The organism is Corynebacterium pygosceleis, from assembly GCF_016595275.2.
In the GTDB taxonomy this organism is placed as follows: Bacteria; Actinomycetota; Actinomycetes; order Mycobacteriales; family Mycobacteriaceae; genus Corynebacterium; species Corynebacterium pygosceleis.
In genome coordinates this window covers 76595-102907 of the sequence record NZ_JAENIQ020000003.1, presented here as the reverse complement: position 1 = coordinate 102907, position 26313 = coordinate 76595, and the positions used below count along the sequence as shown (strand labels likewise).

Annotated in this window: 26 protein-coding genes and 1 tRNA gene; 8 read left to right on the top strand and 19 right to left on the bottom strand. The window is 66.1% G+C overall.

Going from position 1 to position 26313, the window contains the following annotated elements; all coding sequences use genetic code 11:
• Positions 1 to 15 precede the first annotated feature (15 nt).
• Positions 16 to 591, top strand: coding sequence for a TetR/AcrR family transcriptional regulator (locus JIM94_RS06990; protein WP_200251023.1), 576 nt, complete (start codon positions 16 to 18; stop codon positions 589 to 591).
• Between the two features lie 27 nt (positions 592 to 618).
• On the opposite strand, the gene JIM94_RS06985 is transcribed toward JIM94_RS06990, so the two are convergent.
• The 4 genes from JIM94_RS06985 to rsmI form a co-directional block, all read right to left on the bottom strand.
• Entirely contained in the window at positions 619 to 1416 is a 798-nt protein-coding gene (locus JIM94_RS06985; protein ID WP_200251017.1) for an HAD-IIA family hydrolase, read from the bottom strand.
• Between the two features lie 97 nt (positions 1417 to 1513).
• The gene (gene metG / locus JIM94_RS06980; RefSeq protein ID WP_200251014.1) at positions 1514 to 3343 is read right to left on the bottom strand and encodes a methionine--tRNA ligase; all 1830 of its coding nucleotides are present in this window, start codon (positions 3341 to 3343) and stop codon (positions 1514 to 1516) included.
• A 117-nt stretch (positions 3344 to 3460) separates the two neighbouring features.
• Entirely contained in the window at positions 3461 to 5296 is a 1836-nt protein-coding gene (locus tag JIM94_RS06975; protein WP_200251012.1) for a BCCT family transporter, read from the bottom strand.
• 157 nt (positions 5297 to 5453) lie between these two features.
• On the bottom strand, positions 5454 to 6308 hold the full coding sequence (gene rsmI, locus JIM94_RS06970) for a 16S rRNA (cytidine(1402)-2'-O)-methyltransferase (protein WP_200251010.1): 855 nt from the start codon (positions 6306 to 6308) through the stop codon (positions 5454 to 5456).
• A 96-nt stretch (positions 6309 to 6404) separates the two neighbouring features.
• On the opposite strand from rsmI, the gene JIM94_RS06965 reads away from it, so the two are divergent.
• On the top strand, positions 6405 to 8027 hold the full coding sequence (locus JIM94_RS06965) for a dolichyl-phosphate-mannose--protein mannosyltransferase (protein WP_248086234.1): 1623 nt from the start codon (positions 6405 to 6407) through the stop codon (positions 8025 to 8027).
• A 53-nt stretch (positions 8028 to 8080) separates the two neighbouring features.
• Here JIM94_RS06965 and JIM94_RS06960 read toward each other — a convergent pair whose 3' ends face one another.
• The 4 genes from JIM94_RS06960 to galE all read right to left on the bottom strand — a co-directional run bounded on the left by JIM94_RS06960 (position 8081) and on the right by galE (position 11594).
• Positions 8081 to 9325: an alpha-amylase family protein gene (locus tag JIM94_RS06960; protein ID WP_200251008.1), complete on the bottom strand. Its 1245-nt coding sequence runs from the start codon at positions 9323 to 9325 to the stop codon at positions 8081 to 8083.
• Between the two features lie 122 nt (positions 9326 to 9447).
• Positions 9448 to 10140 (bottom strand): zf-HC2 domain-containing protein, encoded by a 693-nt coding sequence (locus JIM94_RS06955; protein WP_200251006.1) that lies wholly within the window; start codon positions 10138 to 10140, stop codon positions 9448 to 9450.
• Entirely contained in the window at positions 10137 to 10541 is a 405-nt protein-coding gene (locus JIM94_RS06950; protein WP_200251004.1) for a DoxX family protein, read from the bottom strand. Before JIM94_RS06950 ends, JIM94_RS06955 begins: the two co-directional genes overlap by 4 nt.
• 45 nt (positions 10542 to 10586) lie before the next feature.
• Positions 10587 to 11594 (bottom strand): UDP-glucose 4-epimerase GalE, encoded by a 1008-nt coding sequence (gene galE / locus JIM94_RS06945; protein WP_200251001.1) that lies wholly within the window; start codon positions 11592 to 11594, stop codon positions 10587 to 10589.
• Between the two features lie 355 nt (positions 11595 to 11949).
• Between galE and JIM94_RS06940 the strand changes: the two genes are divergently transcribed.
• Entirely contained in the window at positions 11950 to 12765 is an 816-nt protein-coding gene (locus JIM94_RS06940) for a mechanosensitive ion channel family protein (protein ID WP_200250998.1), read from the top strand.
• Between the two features lie 67 nt (positions 12766 to 12832).
• Here JIM94_RS06940 and JIM94_RS06935 read toward each other — a convergent pair.
• The 5 genes from JIM94_RS06935 to JIM94_RS06915 form a co-directional block, all read right to left on the bottom strand.
• Positions 12833 to 12908 (bottom strand) — tRNA-Ala (locus JIM94_RS06935).
• 169 nt (positions 12909 to 13077) lie between these two features.
• Complete coding sequence (gene sepX, locus JIM94_RS06930; RefSeq protein WP_200250987.1) at positions 13078 to 14382, bottom strand: divisome protein SepX/GlpR; 1305 nt, start codon at positions 14380 to 14382, stop codon at positions 13078 to 13080.
• A 137-nt stretch (positions 14383 to 14519) separates the two neighbouring features.
• Complete coding sequence (locus JIM94_RS06925) at positions 14520 to 15224, bottom strand: GNAT family N-acetyltransferase (protein WP_200250985.1); 705 nt, start codon at positions 15222 to 15224, stop codon at positions 14520 to 14522.
• A 27-nt stretch (positions 15225 to 15251) separates the two neighbouring features.
• Positions 15252 to 16544, bottom strand: a complete 1293-nt coding sequence (gene glp / locus JIM94_RS06920; RefSeq protein WP_200250982.1) for a molybdotransferase-like divisome protein Glp — start codon at positions 16542 to 16544, stop codon at positions 15252 to 15254.
• 149 nt (positions 16545 to 16693) lie between these two features.
• Complete coding sequence (locus JIM94_RS06915) at positions 16694 to 17605, bottom strand: UTP--glucose-1-phosphate uridylyltransferase (protein ID WP_200250979.1); 912 nt, start codon at positions 17603 to 17605, stop codon at positions 16694 to 16696.
• 85 nt (positions 17606 to 17690) lie between these two features.
• On the opposite strand from JIM94_RS06915, the gene JIM94_RS06910 reads away from it, so the two are divergent.
• The 3 genes from JIM94_RS06910 to mscL all read left to right on the top strand — a co-directional run bounded on the left by JIM94_RS06910 (position 17691) and on the right by mscL (position 19665).
• Entirely contained in the window at positions 17691 to 18329 is a 639-nt protein-coding gene (locus tag JIM94_RS06910; RefSeq protein WP_200250976.1) for a 5-formyltetrahydrofolate cyclo-ligase, read from the top strand.
• 26 nt (positions 18330 to 18355) lie between these two features.
• Complete coding sequence (locus tag JIM94_RS06905; RefSeq protein WP_200250973.1) at positions 18356 to 19135, top strand: SAF domain-containing protein; 780 nt, start codon at positions 18356 to 18358, stop codon at positions 19133 to 19135.
• Positions 19136 to 19239: 104 nt separating this feature from the next.
• On the top strand, positions 19240 to 19665 hold the full coding sequence (gene mscL / locus JIM94_RS06900) for a large conductance mechanosensitive channel protein MscL (protein ID WP_200250971.1): 426 nt from the start codon (positions 19240 to 19242) through the stop codon (positions 19663 to 19665).
• Between the two features lie 210 nt (positions 19666 to 19875).
• On the opposite strand, the gene JIM94_RS06895 is transcribed toward mscL, so the two are convergent.
• From JIM94_RS06895 to JIM94_RS06870, 6 genes are all read right to left on the bottom strand, one after another.
• Positions 19876 to 20451 carry a MogA/MoaB family molybdenum cofactor biosynthesis protein gene (locus tag JIM94_RS06895; RefSeq protein WP_200250969.1) on the bottom strand — a complete coding sequence of 192 codons (576 nt, stop codon included), beginning with the start codon at positions 20449 to 20451 and terminating at the stop codon, positions 19876 to 19878.
• 79 nt (positions 20452 to 20530) lie between these two features.
• Positions 20531 to 21862 carry a S1C family serine protease gene (locus JIM94_RS06890; protein WP_200250967.1) on the bottom strand — a complete coding sequence of 444 codons (1332 nt, stop codon included), beginning with the start codon at positions 21860 to 21862 and terminating at the stop codon, positions 20531 to 20533.
• Positions 21863 to 21960: 98 nt separating this feature from the next.
• Entirely contained in the window at positions 21961 to 23418 is a 1458-nt protein-coding gene (locus tag JIM94_RS11400) for a HAMP domain-containing sensor histidine kinase (protein WP_248086236.1), read from the bottom strand.
• A complete protein-coding gene (locus tag JIM94_RS06880) occupies positions 23415 to 24107 on the bottom strand; it encodes a response regulator transcription factor (protein WP_200250965.1) in 693 nt (230 codons plus the stop codon). Before JIM94_RS06880 ends, JIM94_RS11400 begins: the two co-directional genes overlap by 4 nt.
• Before the next feature lie 252 nt (positions 24108 to 24359).
• Positions 24360 to 24533, bottom strand: coding sequence for a 50S ribosomal protein L32 (rpmF, locus tag JIM94_RS06875; protein WP_198735424.1), 174 nt, complete (start codon positions 24531 to 24533; stop codon positions 24360 to 24362).
• 14 nt (positions 24534 to 24547) lie between these two features.
• Positions 24548 to 24814 carry a type B 50S ribosomal protein L31 gene (locus JIM94_RS06870; RefSeq protein WP_200250963.1) on the bottom strand — a complete coding sequence of 89 codons (267 nt, stop codon included), beginning with the start codon at positions 24812 to 24814 and terminating at the stop codon, positions 24548 to 24550.
• Between the two features lie 1094 nt (positions 24815 to 25908).
• On the opposite strand from JIM94_RS06870, the gene rpmB reads away from it, so the two are divergent.
• Positions 25909 to 26145 carry a 50S ribosomal protein L28 gene (gene rpmB / locus JIM94_RS06865; RefSeq protein ID WP_198735422.1) on the top strand — a complete coding sequence of 79 codons (237 nt, stop codon included), beginning with the start codon at positions 25909 to 25911 and terminating at the stop codon, positions 26143 to 26145.
• 2 nt (positions 26146 to 26147) lie between these two features.
• A complete protein-coding gene (rpmG, locus tag JIM94_RS06860; protein WP_010187624.1) occupies positions 26148 to 26312 on the top strand; it encodes a 50S ribosomal protein L33 in 165 nt (54 codons plus the stop codon).
• The last annotated feature ends 1 nt before the right edge of the window (position 26313 follow it).

Genomic DNA, 26313 nt, shown 5'->3' with positions numbered 1-26313 from the left:
ACACTTGACCAGGCCGTGGATGCCGCCATTTCCCAGGGAATCGACCGTTTCACCCTGACCGGGGTGGCGAAGACCCTCGGGGTCGCCGCCCCGAGTCTCTACCGGGTGGTGAATTCCCGGGACGACCTGCTCATGCACTGTTTCCTCCGTGTGACCGGAGAACTCAATCTCCCGGACCCGGAGGCGACGTGGCAGGACCAGCTCCGCGAGTACACGGATGCGCTGTGGAACCTGTGCGGCACCTATCCGGGAATCGCCCACTCACTGCTGACGTTCCCCGGTTCCCACTTCGCCATCCAGGACTACCTCGATGACCTCACCCGGGGCCTCACGCGGGCGAGTTTTCCCGGCGGGGACGACGACATGCACTTCATCGTGGACATGTTGAGCGACAACGTCCTCGTGGCGAGCATGGTCACCCAGTCACTGCGTGACGGTGACGGATTCGAACTGGCCAGACAACGCCTCGGGTCGGTCCGCAGTGAGGAACGGCAGCACTTCCCGATCCGGGAGAATCTGTGGGACCACGACTGGCTGCAACGCAAGACCGAGTTCGTGATACGCGGCATGGAGCTGCAGCTGCGCCCCTGACCCCGGGAACAGTCCCTCACCGTCGAATCACTTCTTCGGTAAACCCTTCCCGGGTTTCAGCAGCTGGTTCACACCGTCGAGCATCTCGTTGGCCTGGAACGGGAACTCCCGGACGGAGTCCTTCGACGAGATCCCCGACAACACGAGGACGGTGTACAGACCCGCCTCCATGCCCGCGACGATGTCGGTGTCCATCCTGTCACCGATCATCCCCGTGTGTTCACTGTGGGCACCGATCTTGTTCAGCGCCGAACGGAACATCATCGGATTGGGTTTACCGACCACGTAGGGTTCCCTCTTCGTGGCCTTGGTGATCAGCGCGGTGATCGCACCGGTCGCCGGGATGATCCCCTCGGAGCTGGGCCCCGTCGGATCGGGATTGGTCGCGATGAACCGCGCCCCCTCGTCGATCAAGCGGATCGCCGTGGTGATCGCCTCGAAGGAGTAGTTGCGGGTCTCCCCCACGACGACAAAATCCGGGTCCCGGTCCGTGAGCACAAACCCCGCCTCGTGCAGGGCGGTGATGATACCGGCCTCACCGATGACATAGGCGGTCCCGCCTGCGGCCTGTTCCTTCAGGAAGGTCGCGGTCGCGAGCGCCGATGTCCAGATGCGTTCCTCCGGGACGTCGAGCCCCGAATCCTGGAGACGCGCGGCCAGATCCCTCGGGGTGTAGATGGAGTTGTTGGTGAGGACCAGGAAGGGAGTCTCCTCCTTCTTCCAGTGCTCGATGAGATCCTGGGCGCCGGGCAGGGCCTTCTCTTCATGTACGAGGACACCGTCCATGTCGGTGAGCCAACTGGATACGTCTGATCGGGTTCGCATGCCCTCCACGGTAGTCCAAACCGTCAGGCCACCGGTGCCCGGCTACCCGGCCCCGACCACGTCCCGTGGCCTACCCGGGACGCACGGGTTGCCGGCCTCACCGGACCGGCGCCCACTCCGGACCGGTCTCCCCCAGCTCGGGATCCAGCTTCGCGATGAGCGGCTTCGGCTTCGTCAGTGCCGTACCCGGGACGACGTCGACGCGTTCCCAACGGGCCTGCTGACCGGCGTAGTCACCCATGATGACGGGATAGCTCCGCCCCTTCTCCGGTACACCGGCACCCACCGGATCAACCGGCATGTCGTCGGTCACCTCGTGGATCTCGGGCATCGCGGCCCAGACCCCGTCACGCCCGAGGGTCTCGTGGACCTTCTGCGCGGTGTGGGGCAGGTACGGGGTGAGGAGGGTGTTGCAGTCACTCACCACCTGCAGAGCGGTGTGCAGCACGGTGCCCAGCCGTTCACGCTGCGACTCATCCTTGGCGAGCTTCCACGGCTCCTGCTCGGCGATGTAGGCGTTGGCCTCACCGACGACGTGCATCGCGTGGGTGATGCCCGCCTTGAACTTCGACTGTCCCAGTGCCCCGCCGACGACGTCGAAGGCCTCGGATGCGAGGGTGAGGATCCGCTGGTCCGCCTCGGTGAGTTCACCCGGGGTCGGGACCTGACCGAAGTTCTTGTGCGCCATCGACACCGTCCGGTTGACCAGGTTCCCCCAGCCGTTCGCGAGTTCGTTGTTCACCCGGCGGACGAACTCGTCCCACGTGAAGTCCGTGTCGGTGTTCTCCGGGCCGGCGACGGCGATGAAGTAGCGCAGCGGGTCCGGGCCGAACTCCTTCAGGAAGTCCTTCACGTAGATGACCACGCCCTTGGACGACGAGAACTTGGAGCCCGACATGGTGAGGTACTCGGAGGACACGACCTCCGTGGGGAGCTGGAGGGCACCGAACTCGCCCTGCTGTCCGCCCCTGGCACCCAGGCCACGGTAGCCCAGGAGCTCTCCCGGCCAGATCTGGGAGTGGAACGTGATGTTGTCCTTGCCCATGAAGTAGTAGGAGAGGGCCTCGGGGTCCGTCCAGAACCTCCGCCACGCCTCCGGCTGCCCGGTGCGCCACGCCCACTCGATGGAGGAGGACAGGTAACCGACGACGGCGTCGAACCAGACGTACAGCTTCTTCGCGCCGTTCTCGGACCAACCGTCGATCGGGACCGGCACGCCCCAGTCGATGTCACGGGTCATCGCGCGCGGACGGAGATCCCCCAGCAGATTCAGCGAGAACTTCAGGACGTTGGGACGCCAGTCGGTGCGTCCCTTCAGCCACTCTTCGAGTGCCCCGGCGAGGGCGGGAAGATCGAGCAGGAAGTGTTCGGTCTCGACGAACTCGGGTGTCTCCCCGTTGATCTTGCTGACCGGGTCGATGAGGTCTGCCGGATCCAGCTGATTCCCACAGGCGTCACACTGGTCGCCACGGGCCCCGGCGGCGCCGCAGAGCGGGCAGGTCCCCTCGATGTAACGGTCCGGCAGTGTCCGACCCGTGGACGGGCTGATGGCACCCATGGTGGTCTCCGCGACCATGTACCCGTTGTCGTGCAGCCCCCGGAAGAGCTCCTGCACCACGGCGTAGTGGTTGCGGGTCGTGGTGCGGGTGAACAGATCGTACGACAGCCCCAGGCCCGCGAGGTCCTCGACGATCTGGCGGTTGTACCGGTCCGCGAGCTCCTGGACGCTGACGCCCTCCTTCTCCGCCTGCACGAGCAGCGGGGTGCCGTGCTCGTCGGTGCCTGAGATCATCAGCACATCTGACCCCGACATTCGTTGGAAACGGGAGAACACGTCGGAGGGGACACCGAACCCCGCCACATGCCCGATGTGGCGGGGACCGTTGGCGTAAGGCCAGGCAACAGCAGTGAGCACAGACTTCGTCATGCCCACCAGCCTAATTTATCGCCCCCGACGGTGCCGACCCCGGGTACCCGGGAAAAGACGGAACCCCGCCACCGGACTGTCCGGTGGCGGGGTTCCGCAAACGAAGCGGGAACGCTGTTACTCCTTGTTGCCCTTCTTCGCCGACTTCGTGGCGTTCTTGATCTTGGGTGTCTTGCCCGCCGCGCGCGCGGCCTTCTTCGCCGCACGCTTCTGGTGCTCGGCGTGGAGACGTGCCTCACGGGCGAGATTCATCGCGAACTCACGCTGCGCCTTGTGATCCAGGTAGAGCTGATCGTTGCGCAGATCCTTCACCAGAGCGAACATCAGCAGGAAGATCACGAGCAGGAACGGGCTGGCGACGATGATGGTCACGTTCTGGAGGTTGCTCAGAACATCCGCGCCACCACTCATCAGCAGGGTCAGACCGATGGCGGCCGTACCGACTCCCCATCCGGCGGTGACGAAACGGTTGGCTTCCAATCGGCCGTTCTGGCTCATGGAACCCATCACCGTGGACGCGGAGTCCGCGGAGGTGATGAAGAAGGTGGCCAGCAGCAGCATCGCGACGAAGGCCGCGATGGATCCACCCGGCAGGGTGTAGAGCAGGTCGAACAGCTGACGCTTGGCGTCGCCGTCACCGTAGATGGATTCACCGATCTGCTCGAGGTGGATGGCGGTGCCGCCGAAGATGCAGAACCAGACGACGGACACGGCGGTCGGAACGGCGATCACACCGATGACGAACTCACGGATCGTACGACCACGGGAGATGCGCGCCAGGAACATGCCGACGAAGGGGCTCCAAGAGATCCACCACGCCCAGTAGAAGATGGTCCAACCGGAGAGCCAGTCACCCGCGGTACCGTTCGCGGAATCTGCGGTGCGCGCCGCCATCTCGAAGAACTCGAGAAGGTAGTTGCCGGTCGCGGTCGGGATCATGTTCAGGATGTGAACCGTCGGTCCGAGCACGAACACGAAGATCGCGAGAAGGCCGGCCAGGATCATGTTGACGTTGGAGATGTACTGGATGCCCTTGCCGACACCGGACATCGCGGAGATGACGAAGGCGAGGGTCAGGACGAGCACGATCATGAGGATCGTGGAATCCTGGGCATCGGGGATCAGGCCGGTCTTGTCGAGGCCGGCGGAGATCTGGACGGCACCGATGCCGAGCGAGGCCGCGGTACCGAACACCGTGGCGATGATGGCGAGGATGTCGATGATCTTGCCGAGCACGCCTTCCGCCCCCTTCACGCCGATGAGCGGGGTGAAGGCGGAACTGAGCAGCTGCTTGCGGCCAACGCGGAACGTGGAGTAGGCGATGCCCAACCCGACGATGGCGTACACGGACCAGGGGTGGAGCGTCCAGTGGAACAGGGTCGTCGCGAATGCGGTTCCGACCTCCTGCTCCTCATGACCGGGAACTCCGGCACGGTAGTGGCCGAGCGGCTCGGAGGTTCCGTAGAACATCAGACCGATGCCCATGCCCGCGGCGAACATCATCGCGATCCAGCTCACCGTGGAGAACTCCGGTGCCTCGTTGTCCCGACCCAACTTGATGTGGCCGAACTTCGTGGCGGCGAGGATGACGATGAACGCGACGAAGACCGTCCCGAACAGGGCGAAGGCCCAACCGAAGTTGTTGACGACGACGGAGAGGGCATCCGAGGCGAAGGCCGAGAAGGAATCGGGGCCGAGCAGGCCCCAGAGAACGACCGAGATGACGATGGCCATCGCGGGGAGGATCACGGGCCAGCAGAGCCGGTGGAACTCGGCGTCTGCCTCCGAGACGATGTCGTCGGTGTCCTCGGTGTGATGCAGGGGGGCCGGCGACTCCAGCATGGACGCCAGGGTCTGCGTCGCCGACCGGGGCTCGATTTCAGTCAGACCGTCCTTCGGTCCGCACTGATGTGTGTGGTGCGCGTCTAGTTCATTCGGGTCAGAGTTGGTCATGGTTCCAACATGGTGCCAAAGCCCTGATTAATCAAATGACCAGCATTTTTTACCGCCGTCTTAAGGTGAAAGCACGGTGGATCGCACCTCTGCTCATCCGGCATCTCCCCTGACCAGAGCGGATGCCGGCCGAAACGGGTAACAACTCGGCAACATTTCAGTCACGGAGTGCCACAACTCCGTCGTAGATCTGTTTCTTGGAGACCCCGTGCGCAGCGGCGAGTTCCGCGCAGACCGTCTTCAGGCGTTCACCGGAGGCAGCCCTGCCCTCCGCCTCCTCCACGAGATCGGCGACATCTCTGGTGACGGGTCGCGCACCCTCTATGACCACGGAAATCTCACCCCTTACACCCCCGTCGGCCCACTCGGCGAGCTCGTCCAGTGTACCCCGTCTCACTTCTTCATAGGTCTTGGTGAGTTCCCGGCAGACCGCCGCCCGACGGGCACCACCGAGCACCACCGCCGCGTCCGCCAGTGTCTGCGCGAGCCGGTGCGGCGACTCGAAGAAACACACGGCACGCCGCTCGGCGACGAGTTCCTCCAACCAGGCGACCCGTGCCCCGTGTTTCCGGGGCGCGAACCCCTCGAAGCAGAACCTGCCCACGGGGATACCCGACAACGCCAGCGCCGTCGGTACGGCGGAGGGACCGGGGAAACACGTCACCGGGATACCCGCGTCATGCGCCGCGTCAACCAACGGGAACCCCGGATCCGAGACACTGGGCATACCTGCGTCACTGACGACGACAACGGTCCCCGTCCGTGCGACATCGAGGAGCTGCCGCACACGACCGACCTCGTTGTGGTCGAAATTCGAGAGGATCCGCCCTCGCGGCCGGACATCGAGAGCCGCCGCCAGCGCGGAGGTCCGCCGGGTGTCCTCCGCCGCGATCACATCGGCGAACTCGAGCGCGGCGGCGAGCCGGGGGGACGCATCCGCGACGTTCCCCAACGGGGTCGCGGCCACGATCACACCTGTCGGTAACTGACGCTGCTGGGATTCAGACTGCATGCGGCCAGTCTCCCACACCCCGCCCCGGCACGCCGTCGACACGGTGCCGGGCCTCCGCACTGTCGTGGCGGCAGCACAACCAATAGACTCGGTCGGGTGACCGATGCACCCACCTCCCCACCGACCACCGAAACCGGGGCCACGCCACCTACGGCGGAGCCCACGGAACGGCGTTTCCGGCTCCCGGATCCCACCGGGCCGGCGCCCCGTCCATGGACGCGGACCGACACCTGGACGTTCCTGGGCATAGGGATTCTCGCCCTCCTGACCCGTTTCTTCCGGTTGTCCTTCGCCACCGGAAACGGGACCCCGGTCTTCGACGAGAAGCACTACGTACCCCAGGCGTGGGACATGGTCCGCTCCGCCGGGAATCCTGTCACCGGCGGTATTGAATCGAATCCCGGTTTCGGTCTGGTGGTGCATCCGCCGCTCGCGAAGCAGCTCCTCGCCTACGGTGAGATGATCTTCGGGTACACCCCCCTGGGGTGGCGGTTGAGTACGGCGCTCTTCGGTGTCGCGACGGTCCTGACGGTGATGGCGCTGACCCGCCGTCTCACCGGTTCCCCCGTCGCCACCGCCGCCGCGGGCGTGCTGGCGTTGGTCGAGGGCGTACTTCTCGTGTCCTCCCGGTTCGGCATGCTGGACATCTTCCAGGCGTTCTTCGTCACCGCAGCGGCGTACTGTCTCGCCAGGGATTTCGATGAGGTGTGGCGCAGGTACCACCGTGCGTGGGCCGACGGGACGCTCCGGGAGGTCTCCCGGGGGATCGGACCGAGGGTCGGGTTCCGGTGGTGGCGTTTCGGCTGCGGCATCCTGCTCGGTCTGACACTGTCGGTCAAATGGTCCGGCCTGTACTACATGGCCTTCTTCGGTGTCCTGACGGTGTGTCTCGACATCTGGCTGCGCCACCACTACCGCATCGCCCGGCCGTTCTCGGGGATGCTCCTCCGCGACGCTTTCCCGGCGTTCGCCTCGATCGTCATCGTTCCGGTCCTCGTGTACGCGTGGAGCTGGCGGGCGTGGTTCGCCTCGGAGACCGGCGTGTACCGTCATTCAGCCGTCAACGGCGACATCGCCCCGGATTCACCGCTGAGTGCGCTTCCCGACGCACTGGCCGGGTGGGTCTACTACCACCAGCGTGTCCTCACCTTCCACGCCTCCCTGACCAGTTCCGGTGGGCACAGCCACCCGTGGGACTCGAAACCCTGGTCCTGGTTGGCCGCGACCCGACCGATCCTCTACTTCTCGGAAACGGGGTTGGAATGCGGCGACGACACCTGCCGCCGCATGATCATGCTCTTCGGCAACCCGGCGGTCTGGTGGCTGACGGTACCCGTCGTCCTGTGGGGGATCTGGTGCCTCGTCATCCGGCGTGACCTCCGTTTCGCGGTACCCGTCACCGGCTTCACGGCGGGATGGCTCCCGTGGCTCATCGCCTACGACCGCCAGATGTACTTCTTCTACGCCACCGCGATGGTGCCCTTCACCGTCGTACTGCTGGCGATCACACTCGCCCAGATCGCCCGGACCGGCGGTCCCGCACGGATCAGGTTCCCCCGGGTACCGTTCCCACGGAAGCTCACCACCGGTGGCCTCGGCGTCATCTGTTATCTGGCGCTCACCGTGACACTGTTCTGCTATTTCCTGCCGATCTTCTACGGGTTCCGCATCACCGACGACCACTTCAACTCACTGATGTGGCTGCGCAGCTGGAAGTAGCCGCGCCGCAGTCGCCGCCGCGCCCACCGGCCGCCAGCGACTGCGGCGTCGTCTCATTCCCCGTGGCCGTAGATCTCTTCCCCGTCACGGGTGATCCGCACCGCCGGAGACGGTTCGAGGACCAGTGCGACCCGCAACCGTTCTCCCCCCTCCCCGACACAGTCGTAGCTGTAGGTGGTGTTCGACAGCTCGACGGTCTCCACACGGGCGCGGACCAACCACGGATGGTTCCGGCGGAGCGCGATCAGATCATGATGCACACCACGCAACCACGCCCCTTCCTCCCCGAGTTCGTCCGGTGTCGCGGGGAACGCCGGCCGGATCTCGTCGTCCCCACCGACCCGCTCGTACTTCTCCCCCTCGATCCCGGACTCGTCTCCGTAGTAGACCGCGGGAACACCACCGACGGTGAACAACACGGCAGCGGCGACCGCGGCTTTCTCCGGCCCCACCTTCGTGGCGATCCGGGTCACGTCGTGGTTGCCGACGAACGTGTACGGGGTGAACGTGTCCAGCAACTCGTCGTGCCTGCGCAGACACCACTCCAGTTCGAAGAAGTTCTCGTCCCTGAGTGAGCTCCACGTCGCCTTCCACAGCTCATAGGCCGTGATCGAGTCGACCCCGGACCTCCGCACGTAATCCGCGTAGTCACCGTGGATCATCTCACCGTAGATGTAGCAGTCGGGGAACTCCTCCCGCACACGGGGGAGAACGGAGCGCCAGAACTCGGCCGGGACGGCGTAGACCGCGTCCAGCCGCCACCCGGCGATCCCCCGCCGCAACCAGTGCAGCATCACCTCCACGACCAGATCCGCGACCCGCGGATCCTCGTGGTTGAACTCGACCAGGCCCTCATGCCCCTCGAAGGTACCCACCGTGGCGTCGTCTCCGTCGAAGGAGATCCGGAACATGCCGGCGTATTCACCCTCGGGCCCCTCGTCGAGTGCCTGACGCACCAGCGGATGCTCACTGCCGACATGGTTGAACACACCGTCGAGAAGGATCCCGATCCCACGGTCGGTGGCGGCGTCGATCAACTCATCGAAATCCCCGTCGTCCCCGAGTCGCGGGTCGATGCGCAGGAAATCCAGGGTGTCGTACCCGTGGGACGTCGACTCGAACACGGGCCCCAGCTGGATCACGTTGAAGCCCAGCCCGACGGCGTGATCGAGCCAGTTGACCAGCGCCGGAAGCCGGTGGGTGAGTTCGCGCTCCCCGGGCCCGGAGGGCCGTACCGGGGCCGCGGTGAACCCCAACGGATAGACGTGCCAGATGATGGCGTGATCGACGAAACTCATGACGCGTTCAGCTCCCGGAATCGATTTCAGAAAACGGGTCCCGAAACGGGCACGGTCCCCGCCCCAGTCTGCCACGGTCACCGGTGAGGCACACAGCCGCTGCGCACGGGCCGCGGCGGCGTTCAGTCCGGCTGCGCCGTCACCGCACGCCAGGCCCGCCCCATGGCCGCCAGACCGAAACCCGACAGCCAGGTCCACAGCAGAACAAGGGTGGACACGAGCAGCAGAACCAGACCGAAGACATCCGACGCACTCGCGTACCCGAGCACCACCTCCCGGGTCGCGAAACCGAAGCTGAACGCCCACAGTGCCCCGTACACCGGCAGCATTCCGGCGGCGTTCCGGGGGCGCCACGCCGCGAAGAACAGGCCGACACCGAGCGCCAGCCGCACCGCTGCGGCATCGACGAACAACCCCGCCGTGACCGAGGTGTCGATCAACGGATCAGCCGGCGGAGCCGACACCGCCGCCGACGACCCCAGCAGCACGATCGCCCAGATGACGTAGGCGACACCGAGCCCGACGAGAGCCACACGCGACAACGCCAGACCGAAAGCCCGGGTCGCGGCACGACGCCGCATCTCCGGCTCGATACCGGCGAGAATCGACGCGGACAGATCCGGTGGGACCATCGGCCCCGACTCAGACGCCGTCGACAGCTTCAGCTGACGGTTCAGTGCCGCAGCTGAATCGAGGAAGGCACGGCACTCCCCGCACGCCGCGACATGTGCGTCGACGACATCATCGTCGATACCGGCGGGTTCCCCGTCCAACCGGGCCGACAACGCCCGCTGGACCTCGACGCAGTCGATCATCTACCCAGGACCCCGTCGATGCTCGCCCGCCCCGGACCGAACACCACGATCATGAGGAGTGCCACGACGAGCACGACGACGTACTCGAAACCCCCCTCGGCGACGAACACCGTCGAACCGAGGTGAACGAAATAGAACGCGCAGGCCATCAGGAGGGCGAGGCCCACCGCGGCGAAGGTCGCGAGCAACCCGACGACCAGCATCCCGCCACCGACGAGCTCCGCGAGCGCGGCGATCCACGCCGACAGTTTCGGCTGCGGCACCCCCGCCGCGCTGAACTGTCCGGTGGTCTCGGTGATACCGGTGAAGAAGAGTTTGTCCCAGCCGTGCGCCACGAACACCAGACCGAGAACCACCCGAAACACCAGCAGCATGCCGTCCCTGACAACCGGTTTATCCATGATGGACAGACTACCCGGTGGATCCCCGCCCCCCGGGGGACGCCCCTAGAACCCCTCGAGAATGCCCCCGCGGACCTCGAACCACCTCAGGGTGTCGGCGATCCCCTCGTCAATGGAATGCTCGGCCACCCAGCCCAACTCGTCCTTCGCCCGGCGCGACCGGGTGAACGCACCCGCGACATCCCCCGGACGCGGCGGCCCGGTGACGACCTCCAGCTTCTCACCCGAGACCCGGGAGAAGGCGTCGGTCAGCTCGAACACCGTGGTTCCGTCGCCGGTGCCCAGGTTGATGACACGGTAGGAGCTTTCGGCGTCGGTGCCCGGGACCACGTCGTCGAAACGCTCCACGGCCCGGCAGTGCGCCTGGGCGAGGTCCCAGACGTGGATGTAGTCGCGGATCCCGGATCCGTCCCGGGTGGGCCACTCGACACCTGTCACCGTGAACGGCCTGCCCGCGTTCCTCGCCTCGATCATCTTGCCCATGGCGTGGGAGGGGAACTCCAGCTGGAGACCGGTGCGCATCTTCGGGTCGGAGCCGATCGGGTTGAAGTAACGCAGGGACAGGACCTTCAGGTCGGTGCCGTGGGCGATGTCCCGCAGCATGCCCTCGACGTGGGCCTTGGTGCGTGCGTAGGGACTGGTCGGCGAGATGTCACAGTCCTCGTCCACCGCGAAATCCTCCCGGACCGCGTAGATGGACGCCGACGAGGAGAAGATGATCCGTCGGCAGCCGTTGGCGAGCAGCGCATCGACGAGCTCGAGCGTTCCCCCGACATTGTTCCGGTAGTACCTGATCGGCTCCGCGACGGACTCGGGGACGACGATCGACGCCGCACAGTGGATCGTGACCGCGATGTCCGGGTGCTCGGCGAAGATACGGTCCACCACGGACCGGTCCGCGATGTCGCCCTCGTACACGGTGCGGTCGGTGACGAACTCCCGCCTGCCGGTGGAGAAGTTGTCCAGCACGATGACGTTGTGGCCGAGCTCCATCAACGCGGAGCCGACCGTCGATCCGATGAAGCCTGCGCCGCCGGTGATGAGAATGTCCATGTGGGTTCCTTGCCTGGGTTCGTCTGCCGCGGGGCAGGTTCGGGGTCGTGGACGCCGCCCCCTGTCCGCGGTAACGGAACGGTCTCGTTTCCACCGAACCTATCACTGCCTGACCGACATCAGGCGGGACACCGCCGGGGAACCGGATGATTCACCGGCATCTTCCGGATTCAGCTTCTGTGCTGCGGGATCGTCATCCCACGACACACGGGCCGGGAGCATCATCTTCACCCCGGACGTTCCGGGACCGGTCCCCTGTCCCGTTCTCTGGCGCTGGTGCGGGGCACCCCGTTACCCTGGCATCACCGGGACTCCCGCCCCGGACCGGCCGACAACGCGAAGGAACCGCCCCCAGATGCTCGAACTTCCACCGATCACCTGGCAGGCGGTCCTCCTCGGACTCACCGTCGCCCTGTGCGGCTACGTACTGTCCCGCGCGTTGAACTGGGCGACCTCCCGATTCCTGCACTGGCGGGGCCGCAGCGACTCCTCCCGCCGGGTGTTCGCGGGTCTGGTCCAGGCAGCCGTGATCGTCATCTCCCTCGGCGCGGCCCTGACCATCGTCTTCCCCAGCGTCAAACCCGTCGACATCCTCGGCGGGATCGGACTGTTCTCCCTGGCGATCGGCATCGCCTTCCAGACGGTGCTGGGCAACATGTTCGCCGGAATGGTCATCCTCGCCCGGGACCGGTTCCGAGTCGGAGACCAGATATCCCTGAAGGACCACGCGGGCACCGTCGTGGAGATGCAGTTGTCCCACACCGCGATCCGAACCTTCGACGGACGACTGGTGCTCATCCCGAACTCCGCGCTGCACTCCGAGATCGTCACCGTGCAGACGGGCTTCGAGTACGTCCGCACGACCGTCACCTTCGATCTGACATCGGGAACAGACCTGCCGGCGGCCCGGACCGTGGCACTCAACGCCATCCGCGAACTCCCTAGCGTGCTCTCCGACCCACCCGCCCAGGCACTCTTCTCGCGGATCGACGGCACCGGGACGATACAGCTGGACCTGAGATTCTGGACCAGCGCCCGACAACTCGACACCAAGGAAGCCCAGGACGCGGTGATCGAGCACGTCCTGGGCTCCTTCGCCGAAAACGGAATCACCATCGGGACCCCGCCGTTGGCCGTCCGGCTGGTGGAACGCCCGGGTACGGACAAGTGACCCGGTACTTCGGGAACCACCTCCCCCGAAGAAATGAAGAGAACCCCCTGCTGTGCAGGGGGTTCAGTGGTGGAGCTAAGGGGAATCGAACCCCTGACCTCCTCGATGCGAACGAGGCGCGCTACCAACTGCGCTATAGCCCCTTGTGGTGTTTCCCTCGGGATTCACCTGGGTACCGAAGCCCGGTGTAGACCGGACCGCTCGGTGCTGGTGGACATGTTACGCCGACAGGCCCGACGACACAATTTGGGTGCGGCGCTCCCGGCACGAGGCCTCTGACCGGCCCGGACGGAGGACGCTCCGGTCGCCCGGTCAGCCCGCCCGGCGCGGGTGGTAGGTCGACAGGTCGATCACCGTGTCCTCGTCCGGTCCGGCCGCCGCGTGGCCCTCGCGGAGTTCGAGTTCGTGGAAGTCGGGGCTCTCGTCGTCGATCTCCAGGACGATGGCACCGGGGCGCCGCAGGCGTGCGGGGACCCCGAGTTCGGCGTCGGCGGCGTTGCGTACCCCGAGCCGGGCGCGGCGGATCTGGCGGATTCGGCGGGCACGGAGTTCCTGTTCCGCCATGACCTGGGTGCGCAGTGCGTAGAGGTACATGCCGAGCAGCAGCCCGACGGCCGCCGGGGCGAGCCAGTACGGTCCACCGAACAGGAAACCGATCCCGAGGCCCACCGGCAGGAGCACCGCGAGGATGATCAGGGTGCGCTGACGACGCCGGAACCGTGCCGCCGCGTAGGCGTCGTGGGTTTCGGGGTCGAATCCGCCCCGCCCGCGGCGGCTGGCGGCGAAGGCGATGTCCTCGTCGGTGAGTTCCGGTTCGGTGTCCTCCGCCTCTGCGATGTCGACGACCCGGGGTTCGTCGCCGTAGTCGTATTCCTCGCCGGTGTCGTCGGCGGGGCGGTAGTCGCCCGCCGGGTGCAGGAGATCCGCGGGATCGGTGTACGCGTCATCGTGACGGAAGGCTTCTTCGTCGTCTTCGTCGAAGTCGGCGGCGGAGACCACCACGGTGTCCACGGTTTCGGACTGGGCGGCGAGCGCCGGCAGTTCCGGGACCACTTCCCCCTCGAGGATCTCGATGGTGTCCTGTTCGGTGGTACGGGTGCGGCTGCGCATCCTGCTGCGGATCTCCTCTGCGGCGGCCCGCCTGCGGTCACTGACGGCTGCGGCTCCGGTGTCCCCGTCGGTCTCCTCCGTACCGGGGAACCCGTCGTCTTCCCCGGTACCCGTGTCACGTCCGAGAAGAGTGGCGAGGAAACGCCCGATGACGGAGCGGCCGTGTTCCCGCTGTTCCTCCCGGTATCCGTCCCCGTCACGGGGGTCCGGGACATCGGGCTCACCGGCTTCTGCGGTGTCGGACTCCGCGTTGTCGAGGAGTTCATACTCACCGACGGTGTCGCGGGGTGAGGTGTCCGTCTCCGGACCGTCACCGTGTGTGTCGATCGGGCCGAGTCGCGGTCGACGACGGGGCGCCGGTGTGGCACTGTCCCCGGCGAAGACGATGCGGGTGTCGTCGAGTCCCTCGCCCGCGTGGCGGATGGGCCTGCGGTTGCGCAGCACGAGTGGAAGGAGCACGAACAGCCAGACCACCACGATCAGGCCGATGACGAATGTTCCGAACATGAGCGTCCGCCCACCTTCCACTTGGGTACAACAGAATGCCGGGCAGGGGTGACCTGCCACTTCTTCCCCACACTATCCGTGCCCGCCGGCCTCGACGTGTAGGCACGCCGGATGTGTTCCCGCCGCAGGTTCCCGGGTCAGTGGTCTCTGCGGAGGAGTCTGCCGCTGTTTCTCAGTCGGTCGACGCAGGAGTCGAGGAACTCCCCTTCTGTCAGTGCGACGAGATGGTGGTCCCGCCAGTCGCCGTCGATGTGGAGGCAGCGCACCAGATAGCCTTCCTCGCGGAATCCGTTGATCGCGAGGACCCTGCCCGATGCCGGGTTCGCCGGAAGGTAGGTTGCCGTGACCCGGTGGACGCCGACCCGGGTGAAGGCGTGGTCGGTGCCGAGCGCGACGGCCGCCGTCGCCACGCCCCGGCCGGTGTAGCGGCTGGAGACCCAGTAGCCGATCCAGCAGTCGGAGACGACACCGTGCTGGATGTTCCCGAGGGTGAGCTGACCGGCGAAACGTCCGTCGCATTCGATCGCCATGGGGACCACTCCCCCGGCGTTCGCCGTGTTGTGGAGAGTCAGGAGCAGCTGCCACCAGGCGGAACGGTCGTGTGCACGTTCCCAGTTTCCGGCGACGGTGGGTTCCACGGGCCGGAGTGCATCGACGTCCTCGTTCCGCATGGCGGACCACGCCCCGGCGTCGCGCCGCAGCAGGGGACGCAGTCGGACGGTGGTGCCGTCGGGTGTCTCGACGTGGTCGGTGGTCTCCGGCCATCCGGGGTGTTCGGGGTGGGGGGCGCGGACGGCACGGCGTTGTGCCCTGCCGAGTGCGAAACCGAAGGGATCAATCATGGGTGGACGGTCTTCCCGTGGATCCGTTCACTGACTCTGGGAGAGGAAGAGAACGTCGACGACATCTCCCGGTCGGATGGCGGTGACCTCCTCCGGGATCCGGATCATGGCGTTCGCGGTCCCCATTCCGGCGAGCAGGTGGGCCGGCGCGCCACCGGCCCCGCCGAGTCCCTCCACGAGGTAGTCACGGGTTTCCGCGTCACGCATGAGCTGGGCCCGGATGAGCCCCCTGCGCCCTTCGCGGGAGGTGATGCGGTTGAGTGCGCGTGCTCTGACGGTCCGGCGGGTGGCGTTGCGTTTGCCGAGGGAGAGCCGTACGACGGGGCGGATGAAGGTCTCGAAGATGACGAGTGCGGACACGGGGTTCGAGGGCAGGAGGAACACGGGTATCCCCTCGTCGCCGAGGAGTCCGAAGCCCTGGACGGATCCGGGGTGCATGGCGACGCGGGTGGTGTCGATGTCGCCGAGCTCGGAGAGCACCCTGCGGATGGTCTCCGAGCCTGCGCCCCCGACGGCGCCGGAGATCACGATGATCTCGCTGCGCAGCATCTGCCCCTCGATGATCTCCCTCAGTCGTCGGGGTTCCCCGGCCGCGATACCGACACGGTGGACGTCCGCACCGGCTTCCCTGCCTGCCGCGGCGAGGGCGTAGGAGTTGACGTCGTAGACCTGGCCCCGGCCCGGGTCACGGTCGATGTCGACGAGTTCCGCGCCTGCCGAGATCACCGACATGCGTGGGCGGGGATAGACGAGGACCTTCGGGTGTCCGACGGCGGCGAGGAGGCCGATCTGCGCGGGCCCGAGGACACTGCCCGGCGATACCGCCACGTCACCTTCACGGATGTCGTCGCCGACCCTACGGACGAATTCACCGGAGCGGACGGGCCGTTCCGCGGTCATTCTCTTGTGCCCGCGGTCGGACCAGGCGAGTGGCAGAACCGCGTCGGCGAGTGTGGGCAGGGGTGCGCCGGTGTGCACCCGGACCGCCTGCCGGGGTTGCAGCCTGAGGGGTTGCTGGGAGCCCGCGGGAACTTCACCGACGACAGGCAGTGAGGTGGTGGAACCAGCTGCGGGATCCCCGCTGCGGGTCTCTGCGGCGGTTGTCAGGTCGGGGACACCGATCCCCTTTTCACCCCCGACGTCCACGGCACGGACCGCGTAGCCGTCGATCGCGGCCTGGGTGAATCCGGGCAGGGGGCGGGTTGCCTGGACCTCCTCCGCGCACATCAGGCCGAGCGCCTCGGAGATGGCGATGCGAACCGGTTCCGGTGTCACCGCTGCGCGGGTCACCAGGGACAGCTGCTGTTCGACGGAACGCACTCGCTTCGTCTCCTTCCCGACGGACACGGACCTGGACACCGCGTCGTTCCGCCGTCATTGTAGTGCGGTGGAGGGGTTCGCGGGTGCTATCCGGTGGGTGTTACCGGGGTGTCGTGCCACCCGTCCCGCGTGTCACCGCCGTGTCTGCGTTACTCGGATTCGAGGAGTTCGGCGACCCATCTGCGGAGGGAGGGGCCGTATTCGGGGTGGTGGATCCCGTAGTCCACGCAGGCGCGGATGTATCCTCCCGGGTTACCGAGGTCATGGCGGCGGCCCTCGTGGACGACGATGTGCACGGGGTGTCCCTCGGTGATCAGGAGCTCGATCGCGTCGGTGAGTTGGAGTTCACCCCCCTTACCCGGTTCGATGCGGCGCAGCGCGTCGAAGATCGCCCTGTCGAGCAGGTACCGGCCCGTGGCCACGTACGTCGAGGGGGCGTCCTCGCGTGCTGGTTTCTCCACCATCCCGAGGACACGTTTCACGTCCCGTGTGTCTCCGTCGATCTCCTCGATGTCGAACACACCGTAGTTGCTGACCTGTTCCGGTTCGACCCGGAAGGCACAGAGAACACTGCCGCCGAGTTCGGAACGGACCTGCGCCATTCTCTCCATCACCCCGGTCGGGAGAACGAGATCGTCGGGGAGCATCACGGCGACGACATCCTCGTCCTCGTCAAGGACATCCTCGGCGAGTCCGACCGCGTGCCCGAGGCCGAGCGGTTCCTCCTGTTCGACGGGCACGGCCCGGATCAGGGACGGCGCCCGACGTACCTTGGCGAGCTGTTCTTCCTTCCCCCGCCCCTCGAGAGTGCTTTCCAGCTCCGGGTGTTCCCGGAAGTGCGCGAGCACACCCTGTTTGTTCGGTGCCGTGATCACCGCAAGCCGGGTCGCCCCCAACTCCGCCGCTTCTTCGGCGATCAGCTCGATCCCCGGAGTGTCCACCACAGGAAGCAGCTCCTTCGGGACGGTCTTCGTCGCGGGCAGGAAACGGGTGCCCAGGCCCGCTGCGGGGACAACGACCGTCTTCACCGCATGCTTGTGCAACTTCATCGGCTTGCTCATACCTTGAGCCTACCGGCCCCGCGTACCGGTACGGGCAAGGCGTACCCGGTGGGCGCGCCTCAGGGGAGGGTTAGAATCGGATGACATGGACAGTCAGCCGTCACCACCGGAATCCCCGCTCTGTGGCCCCCGGGAACGGAAGAAGGGTCTCCGCGGGGCGGTCCTGGAGGCGCGGGCGGCACTTCCCTCGGCGCAGCGCCACGCGCGGGATCAGGCACTGGTGACGGAGGTGCTCCGGCTCGTCGATTCCCGGGGGCCGCGTGCGGTCGCCGCATATTCACCGGTGCAGGGGGAGCCCGGTGGTGGATACCTGGTCCGGTCCCTGTTGTCCGTGGTCCCCGAGGTCTGGCTCCCCGTGAGCGGGGCCGACGGCCGGCTCAGGTGGGCGTCCTGCACATCCACCGGTGAGCTACGGCGCGGCCGTTTCGGCATCGATGAGCCGACGGGCCCCGGGACGGATTCCCTTCCCGGTGACGTGGAGCTGTTGTTGTGTCCCGCACTGGCGTGCTCCCTCGACGGGGTGCGGTTGGGCAGGGGCGCCGGATACTTCGACAGGACGTTGGCGTCGGTGAACCGGGACAGGTGCGGGATCGTCGCGCTGGTCTACGCCTCCGAGCTGCTCCCGGAGCTTCCCGCTGAAAACCATGATGAACCTGTGGACGGTGTCCTCACCCAGGAGGGATTCCACATCTGTCTCCCGGATTCCGGGGTTCCGGGAACCTAGACCGGTGGGTGGGTGTCTCATCGGGCATGAGACTCCCCGACACACGCAGATCAGTTTCCCGGTCAGTTTCCCGGACGGCCCGGACGGCTGAGGGCCCGTCACGGCTGGATTCCCTCATCACCCGGATCCGGACCCCGGGTTGGCGCCGCAACCGTGCGGTGCGTCAGCTGCTGGCACTGGCTCTGGTGGTGACGGCCGCCGTCATCGCCCTGTCGTCGACACGGAACACGGATCCGTGGGCCGTCGTACTCAACCGGAGTGTCACGGCCGGGACGGAACTCACTGGGGAGGACCTGGACCTGGTCCGGGTTCCCGCCCGTCTGCTCCCCGAGGGTGCCCTCGACTCGGTGGACGGCGGTGTGGGCAGGATCATCGTGACCTCGGCTGATCCCGGACAGATTCTCACCGAGACGCTCCTGGTGGGACCGGGGATGACGGCACGACTGATCGACGTACCGGAGTCCGCACCGTCGCGGGGCGGGCCGACCCTCGTCCCTCTCCGACTCGCGGACCCGACGGTCATCCCGTTCCTGATGCACGGGGACACGGTCACCGTCCTCACGGCTGCGGGGGGCGATGCACCGGCACCGGACACCCCGGGGCCGGGGGTGGAGCCAGGTTTCCGGGTCATCGCGGAGGGTGCTCGGGTGGTGTTGGCGGGCGCTCCCGGTGACGGACGTGGTCAGGGCGCTGCGACGGTTCTCCTGGCACTACCTGAACAGGACGCCGGAAAGGTCGCCGCGCTGTCGCTGGGGTCCCCCGTCACGGTTGTCCTGACGGGTTCCCGGGCCCGGGGTCTCGGCTAAACCGGTTGCAGCGTCTAAAGTGTTGTCGTCGTTGCTGCGCGATTGATGCGGAGTCGACGGCCGTACATCACGTGATACTCACTATCCAGGAGCTACAGACCTTCATGCTTAACGGTTTCAAGAATTTCATCATGCGGGGAAACGTCGTCGACCTCGCCGTCGCCGTCGTGATCGGTGCCGCGTTCACCTCGATCGTCACCGCGTTCACCGACAACCTCATCAACCCGATTCTCGCCGTGTTCGGCGGCGCCGACTACGCCGGACTCGGTTTCTACCTGCGCTCGGGCAATGACGCCACGTTCGTCGACATCGGAGCGATCATCACCGCGGCGATCAACTTCCTGATCATCGCCGCCGTGATCTACTTCGTTCTCGTCGCCCCGATGAACCGCGTAAAGGAGATGCAGGCCGCACGCGCCGGCCAGGAGGAGGAAGAGACCCCCGCCCCCGTCGAGGTGGAACTGCTCACGGAGATCCGCGATCTGCTCAAGGAGCAGGGCCAGGGTCCCGCTGCCGGACGCCTGGGCTAACCCCAGTGCGGCGGGCGCTCGTTCCGCCAGTATGTTTCATCGAAGCCCTCGGACACGGAGGCACCGGAAGATCCCCCGTGTCCGGGGGTTCCGGCTATTCTGCGGGTCATCGAGGCCCGATCCACCGAGCGGTCGATGTGTGACGCGGTCGACGGACGCACCACACGGCGCCGCCCCGGGCGTGTTCCACCCATCTGCCCGATCACTCCCCTAGTCCACCGACCAGGCCTGGAGTTGATCGATCACGTGGTGGACCAGTGGACCGAGGGTCGCCATTCCGTCACGGATCGCGGCACGGGAGGAGGCGAGGTTCACGATGACCGTGGACCCCGAGACACCGGCGATCCCCCTGGAGGTTCCGGCGTCGATCGCACCGCAGGCCAGCCCCGAGGAGCGCAACGCCTGGGCCACACCCGGGAGAATCTGGTCGAGGACGGCGCGCGTCGCGTCCGGGGCCTTGTCCCGGGGCCCGACACCCGTTCCCCCGACGGTGATGACGAGATCCGCACCCCCGACCACCGCCGTTTCTATGGCTTTGCGGATGTCGCCCTTCGTCGAGGTCACCTTGACCACCGCATCGACGGTGAAATGATCCTCCTGGAGCAGCTCGGTGACCAACCGGTCCGTGTCATCGCGGTCATCGGCGATCTGATCGGTGACCAGGACCACGAGTGCCCGCCGGGGCGCCGGTAGCGGCCGGTTCCCCTCGGCCGCCTTCAGGAACTCCGGATCCGGCTCGCCGAAATCGTCGAGAACGCTACTGTCGGGGGCCAGGTTCTTGTCCATGTCCAGGAGTGTACTTTCTCCGCACCGGCGGCGTCGACTGATCTTTTCTCTGCGGTGTTCGGCACCCGGGAGGCACCCGTCAGTTGCCGGTCAGCGTGACGTCGACGTCCCGGGCGGTGCCGTTCTCCGGATCGGCCACCTTCAGTGTGACAGTTTCACCGAACTCATGCGACCGGATCGCGGCGATCAGGGCGTCATTGCTGTCGATCACCCGGTCGTCGACCTTGACCACCAGCTCACCCGGCCGGATGCCGGCGTTCTCTGCGGGACCGCCCGGCGTGAGGGACTCGACGAGCCCACCCCTGTAGCGTGACTTCGGTGCGAGCAGCACACCGAGAAGTGGATGGGTCACCTCGCCGGTGTCGATGAGCTGCTGCGCGATTCTCCGAGCCTGGTTGACGGGGATGGCGAATCCGAGTCCGATGGATCCCGCCTCACCACTCGCGGTGGACGCGATGACGGAGTTCATGCCGATCAGCTGCCCCTCCATGTTCACGAGAGGGCCACCCGAGTTGCCCGGGTTGATCGCCGCATCGGTCTGGATCGCGTCGATGAGGGATGACTCACCACGGTCACCTCCGGCACGGACCGGACGGTCGAGCGCGGAGACGATGCCCGTCGTCACCGTCGCACTCAGACCGAGGGGCGATCCCACCGCGACAACCTGCTCCCCGACGGTCAGGTCATCCGAATTGCCGAACGTCATGACGGGGAGATCGCGGGCGTCCCGGAGTTTGATGACGGCGATGTCGGTCTGCGCGTCAGTGGCGACGATGTCGGCGAGATAGGAACGGTCGTCGTTCAGGATGACCCGGATCTCCGCGGGTTCCCCCACCCCGGTCACGACGTGATTGTTCGTCAGGATCATGCCGTCGTCGGAGATGATCGACCCTGACCCTTCGCCCGCTTTCAGCGGCCCCGTGACCTCGATCGACACCACGGCGGGCAGGACGCTGGCCGCGACCTCCTCCACGCTCCCGGCAGCGGGCAGACTGGTCCGGTGCGCGGCGGGTTCGTTGAGGGCGTTGACCTGCTGCACCGGGGGAGCGTCCTGGTGCCCGGTGCGACCGACCACGACCCCGGTGACGGTTCCCGTGAGGATCGCGGTGGCCAGCATGAGCGCGGTGACAGGGACGATCCCGAGCCCTTTTCTCCTGTCCGCACGGTGCTGCGGTACCTGTCGGGGCGTCCCGCCCGCCACCTCCCGCGGGTAGCCGCCGTACAGCGGAGACGTCTGCGGGTTCCCCGGATGCCGCCGGTAGGGCGCACCGGGGTTGACCGTGTCCGATCCGCTACCGGCGTCCCGCTGTGTTCCCTCGGCGCCGGAGACGCGGCCGGCACCGGATGGACCGTGGGGATCCCCCGCGGGGATGGCTCCGGTCCCGTTGTTGTCTACGCTCTCGTCATTCATGGATCCGATTATCGTCCTTGCTTCTGTACGTTACCTGTGAGTCGACTGCACACCTGTTGTGTGACGGCGGTCGCACGGACCGCGGGCACCGAGGCTCTTCAGTTGTCCCGTTCATCGGCGACGGAAGGGGCACCGGGCAGTGTGACACGCATCATCGCTCCACCGTCATCAGATTCCTCGGCGACGATGGTACCTGCGTGGCGCGCGATGACCTGTGCGACGATCGCGAGCCCCAGACCGGAACCGGGCATGCTGCGGGCGGCGATGGAACGGTAGAAGCGTTCGAACACCTTCTGCCGGTCCTCCACCGGGATACCTGGCCCGGAATCGGAGAAACGCAGCTCCATGACTCCGTCCCTCACCTGTTCCATGTCTATCCGGACCTCGCCCTCCTCCGGCGACCATTTCGCGGCGTTGTCCATCAGGTTGAGTGTCGCGCGTCCCAGTGCGAACGGATCACCGTAGAGGAACCACGGTGTCGAGTTGAACGTGAACGTCACATCCGGACGTCGGCGGCGAACCCGTTCAAGGGAGGTCTCCATGCACTCGACCAGGTCGATGCACTCCACGATCTGCTGGGGCCCGTCCTCACGGGCTAGGTCGACGAGATCTCCGATGAGCGTGGACAGTTCCTCGATCTGCGCGATGACGTCGCGTTCCAGATCGCGCCGGTCCTGCTGACTGATCGACGCACCACCCTGGCGGTCGACCATCATGAGCAGTTCCACATTGGTGCGCAGACTGGTGAGCGGTGTCTTCAGTTCATGACCGGCGTCGGCGACGAGTTCCGCCTGTCTGCGGCGGGACGCCGAGAGGGCGGCGAGCATACCGTTGAAACTCCGGGTCAGCTGTGCGAGTTCGTCGTTGCCGACGACGGTGATCGGCCGAAGATCATCGGTCCGCGCGACATGGTCGACCGCGTGCCGGAGGCGACTCACCGGGCGGAGTCCGGTGGTCGCCACCACCATTCCCGCCGCGATCGCTATGAGGACGCCGATCCCGCCGATCAGGAGCAGCACGAGCCCCAGGGAGGAGATCAGCTGATGGGTACCACGCATGTCCTGGGCGAGGATCACGGTTGCACCGATCTTGTTCTGCTCGGCGAAGATACGCTCGTCTCCGCTGCTCCGGACGGAGTTGTCCCGCGTGCCCTGGAGAACCTCGACCTCGTTGAGGATCGGGATGCTGTCGCCGATCGGCCGGACGGATCCGGGCGGATAGTAGGCGACCCGGATGTCCGGGTTGTAGGTCTTGAACGTCGCGACCTCGACCGCGGGATTGTAGACGAACGCCGGATCGAAGCTGTTCTGCAACAACGAGGAGGCCTTGTCCTCGAGTTCCCGGTCCACGTGCTGGGTCAGGGACGTGGAGACCGTCCAGTAGGCGACGACCGTCATCACCCCGACAGCCACCGCGACCATGACGGCGGTGACCAGTGACAGCTGCCAACGCAGCGGCGCACGCCGGGACCACCCGACGTGCGTCTGTTCTAGCGGGTCCGGAGCGTCGTCCCCCACCGCCGGGCCGGAATCCGGCGTCGGCGTACGGAGAATCACGGAGCGGTCTCCCGGAGGACGTAGCCGACGCCGCGCACGGTGTGGATCAGGCGGGGCTCACCGTCCGCCTCGGTCTTGCGCCGCAGATAACCGATATAGACCTCGAGTGCGTTGCCCGAGGTCGGGAAATCGTAGCCCCAGACCTCCTCGAGGATCGAGGCCCGCGACAACACCCTGCGGGGGTTGCCCATCAGGAGTTCGAGGAGTGCGAACTCGGTGCGGGTCAGGCTGATGGACCGTTCACCACGGGTGACGTCCCGGGTGTCCGGATCGAGCCGGAGATCCTGGAACTCGAGTTCCTGGGATCCGGAACTGTTCACCGCATCCGCGGCCGCGCGGCGCAGCAGCGAACGCACGCGGGCGAGAAGCTCCTCCAGCGCGAAGGGCTTCGGGAGGTAGTCATCCGCTCCCGCGTCAAGTCCCGCCACCCGATCCGAGACACCGTCCCGGGCTGTCAACACGAGGATGGGACGGTCATCCCCCGTGGAACGCAGGCTACGACAGACTTCGAGGCCGTCGATCTTGGGCATCATCACGTCAAGAATCACGAGATCGGGCTGTTCCTTGGCGATCAGATCGAGTGCGGATTCACCGTCCTCAGCGAGCACGACATCGTAACCGTTGAAGGAAAGCGAACGTCGCAGCGATTCGCGGACCGCCTGTTCATCATCTACAACCAGAATCTTCATGTCCCCCATTGTGCCCTCACCAGATGTGTTTTCGCTGAATGTCTCCCACACACGACATGTGACAGTTTCTGACGTGCGGAAACACGGTGGAGACAACACGCCGGTCCCGTTGTTCCGCACGCGACGGACGGTATCCGACGTCGCCGCACATCAACTCCCGCCGTCCCGGGCACGAGAAAACCCACCCGGACACGGTGTGTCCGGGTGGGTTTTCTCGTGTTGATCCCTCAACCGGAAGACCGGTTCAGTGAATCAGAACTGCTCGACCTCGACGAGACCCAGCTGCGCGGCCTTGACCAGGCGGCGCGGGATCAGGTGCTCGCGGCCGTCGATCTTCACCTGCTGGAGGGCGACATTGTCGGCCTTCCACTGAGAACGACGGTGGTGCGTGTTGGCACGGGACATACGACGCTTCGGAACTGCCATTTTCTATTCCCTCCTCAAGCCTTCTTGGCGCGACGGGTACGGGACCCGTAGCGACGCTGGAACTTCTCGACACGACCGGCGGTGTCCATGACGCGCTGAGCACCGGTCCAGAACGGGTGCGACTCGCTGGTGACGTCGACGACGATGAGCGGGTACTCATTGCCGTCCTCCCACTCAACGGTGCGCTGGCTCTTTGCGGTGGAACGGGTCAGGAACTTGTGACCCGTGCCCGCATCCTGGAAGACCACCGGGTGGTAGTCGGGGTGGATATCCTTCTTCATTCTCATCCCTTTAAGATCACGTACGTGTGCTGATCGGCGTACTGCGCTACTGGGAGCGCGGTGTGCAGCCGCTAACAGATACTGGTACTAACGGTGCCCGCAGGCCTGCCACGCCACCTCGACGAGCGACGTCATCCGGATGAACCGGCGCCGTACCCGCCCACGCTGGCGTCCCCTCGGCCAAGCCGTCAGCGGCTTTTCCGGGGACACACCTCGACGTAGCCGTGTATGCATCGGTGAATCCTACAACGCAGAACGCCGAATACCGAAATCCCGGGAAATGGCCGCACCCCACCTCCCCGTGCGGGGAAGTGGCGGACGGACCGTCTCCTGCGGTTCCTCCGGAACAACTCCCGGCGCCCGTCGGACATCTCCCGATGCCGGACGGGCACCTCACGGACATCCCGGGAAAACTGAACCATGGATTCAATTCGACCTTTCCATACTAGTGGTAGAAGCGGACATATGACAAGGCCACACCACATGGGCAACATCGGCCACACGGGCCACGGGAACATCCGCACGCGGGAAAACACGCGGGAAAACATGTCGCGAGCCAACCCCATCCGCTTCCATCCACCACCCCACCACGTCATCAGACCGTGACCCGGAAAAGGGCCCGGTGGGGCCATCGACGTGGACGCGCCCGACGGAACGGCGTCATCCGCGATCCGTGCCCACCGACGACCGCAGAGCCGATCCGGCACGTCCGCATCCGCCGACATCCACCGCGCCCACCCGGACGATCCGCCATGACCCGACCCCTCCACGACGCCGCACCGGGGGGCGCGCCGCAGTGGGCGAGGCACGGCACACGGGGCCGGGGAACCCCGCGCACGACCCACGACCACCACGGTCATCGACCCCGTCCGCCACAGACACCGGCGGAGCTCCGTGAATCACGGCGACGGACACCGCCAGATTAGGCAAATGTTCATCTTGGCGGTATGGTTGTCCCTTGCTGTTGTCGAAATATTCGTTATCGCCCGCGCATCTGTCATGGCCGCGCCCCGTTTCCGCCCTGTTAACGCAGGTCACAGAGACGGTGCGGCTGCGGTCAGCGTTGTAGTCGGGCGGCTAGGAGAAAGAAACCCATGTCGGCTATTTGCCAGGTCACGGGACGCAAGCCGGGTTTCGGCAAGTCCGTCTCGCACTCGCACCGGCGCACCAACCGCCGTTGGAACCCCAACGTGCAGCGTCGCAAGTACTACCTGCCCTCTGAGGGCCGGACCATCACGCTCAACGTGTCCACCAAGGGCATCAAGGTCATTGACCGCGACGGCATCGAGGTCGTCGTCGCCCGTATCCGAGCTCGCGGAGAGAAGGTCTAGAGATGGCACGTAATGATATCCGTCCGATCATCAAGCTGAAGTCCACCGCGGGCACCGGCTACACCTATGTGACGCGCAAGAACAAGCGCAACAACCCCGATCGCATCACGCTGAAGAAGTTCGATCCGATCGTCCGCAAGCACGTCGAATTCCGCGAGGAGCGATAAT

Bases quoted from the DNA above. Each gene is read 5' to 3' on its own strand.
- JIM94_RS06985 (WP_200251017.1), bottom strand. From the start codon at position 1,416: ATGCGAACCCGATCAGACGTATCCAGTTGGCTCACCGACATGGACGGT.
- metG (WP_200251014.1), bottom strand. From the start codon at position 3,343: ATGACGAAGTCTGTGCTCACTGCTGTTGCCTGGCCTTACGCCAACGGT.
- JIM94_RS06975 (WP_200251012.1), bottom strand. From the start codon at position 5,296: ATGACCAACTCTGACCCGAATGAACTAGACGCGCACCACACACATCAG.
- rsmI (WP_200251010.1), bottom strand. From the start codon at position 6,308: ATGCAGTCTGAATCCCAGCAGCGTCAGTTACCGACAGGTGTGATCGTG.
- JIM94_RS06960 (WP_200251008.1), bottom strand. From the start codon at position 9,325: ATGAGTTTCGTCGATCACGCCATCATCTGGCACGTCTATCCGTTGGGG.
- JIM94_RS06955 (WP_200251006.1), bottom strand. From the start codon at position 10,140: ATGATCGACTGCGTCGAGGTCCAGCGGGCGTTGTCGGCCCGGTTGGAC.
- JIM94_RS06950 (WP_200251004.1), bottom strand. From the start codon at position 10,541: ATGGATAAACCGGTTGTCAGGGACGGCATGCTGCTGGTGTTTCGGGTG.
- galE (WP_200251001.1), bottom strand. From the start codon at position 11,594: ATGGACATTCTCATCACCGGCGGCGCAGGCTTCATCGGATCGACGGTC.
- JIM94_RS06940 (WP_200250998.1), top strand. From the start codon at position 11,950: ATGCTCGAACTTCCACCGATCACCTGGCAGGCGGTCCTCCTCGGACTC.
- sepX (WP_200250987.1), bottom strand. From the start codon at position 14,382: ATGTTCGGAACATTCGTCATCGGCCTGATCGTGGTGGTCTGGCTGTTC.
- JIM94_RS06925 (WP_200250985.1), bottom strand. From the start codon at position 15,224: ATGATTGATCCCTTCGGTTTCGCACTCGGCAGGGCACAACGCCGTGCC.
- JIM94_RS06915 (WP_200250979.1), bottom strand. From the start codon at position 17,605: ATGAGCAAGCCGATGAAGTTGCACAAGCATGCGGTGAAGACGGTCGTT.
- JIM94_RS06910 (WP_200250976.1), top strand. From the start codon at position 17,691: ATGGACAGTCAGCCGTCACCACCGGAATCCCCGCTCTGTGGCCCCCGG.
- JIM94_RS06905 (WP_200250973.1), top strand. From the start codon at position 18,356: ATGAGACTCCCCGACACACGCAGATCAGTTTCCCGGTCAGTTTCCCGG.
- mscL (WP_200250971.1), top strand. From the start codon at position 19,240: ATGCTTAACGGTTTCAAGAATTTCATCATGCGGGGAAACGTCGTCGAC.
- JIM94_RS06895 (WP_200250969.1), bottom strand. From the start codon at position 20,451: ATGGACAAGAACCTGGCCCCCGACAGTAGCGTTCTCGACGATTTCGGC.
- JIM94_RS06890 (WP_200250967.1), bottom strand. From the start codon at position 21,862: ATGAATGACGAGAGCGTAGACAACAACGGGACCGGAGCCATCCCCGCG.
- JIM94_RS06880 (WP_200250965.1), bottom strand. From the start codon at position 24,107: ATGAAGATTCTGGTTGTAGATGATGAACAGGCGGTCCGCGAATCGCTG.
- rpmF (WP_198735424.1), bottom strand. From the start codon at position 24,533: ATGGCAGTTCCGAAGCGTCGTATGTCCCGTGCCAACACGCACCACCGT.
- JIM94_RS06870 (WP_200250963.1), bottom strand. From the start codon at position 24,814: ATGAAGAAGGATATCCACCCCGACTACCACCCGGTGGTCTTCCAGGAT.
- rpmB (WP_198735422.1), top strand. From the start codon at position 25,909: ATGTCGGCTATTTGCCAGGTCACGGGACGCAAGCCGGGTTTCGGCAAG.
- rpmG (WP_010187624.1), top strand. From the start codon at position 26,148: ATGGCACGTAATGATATCCGTCCGATCATCAAGCTGAAGTCCACCGCG.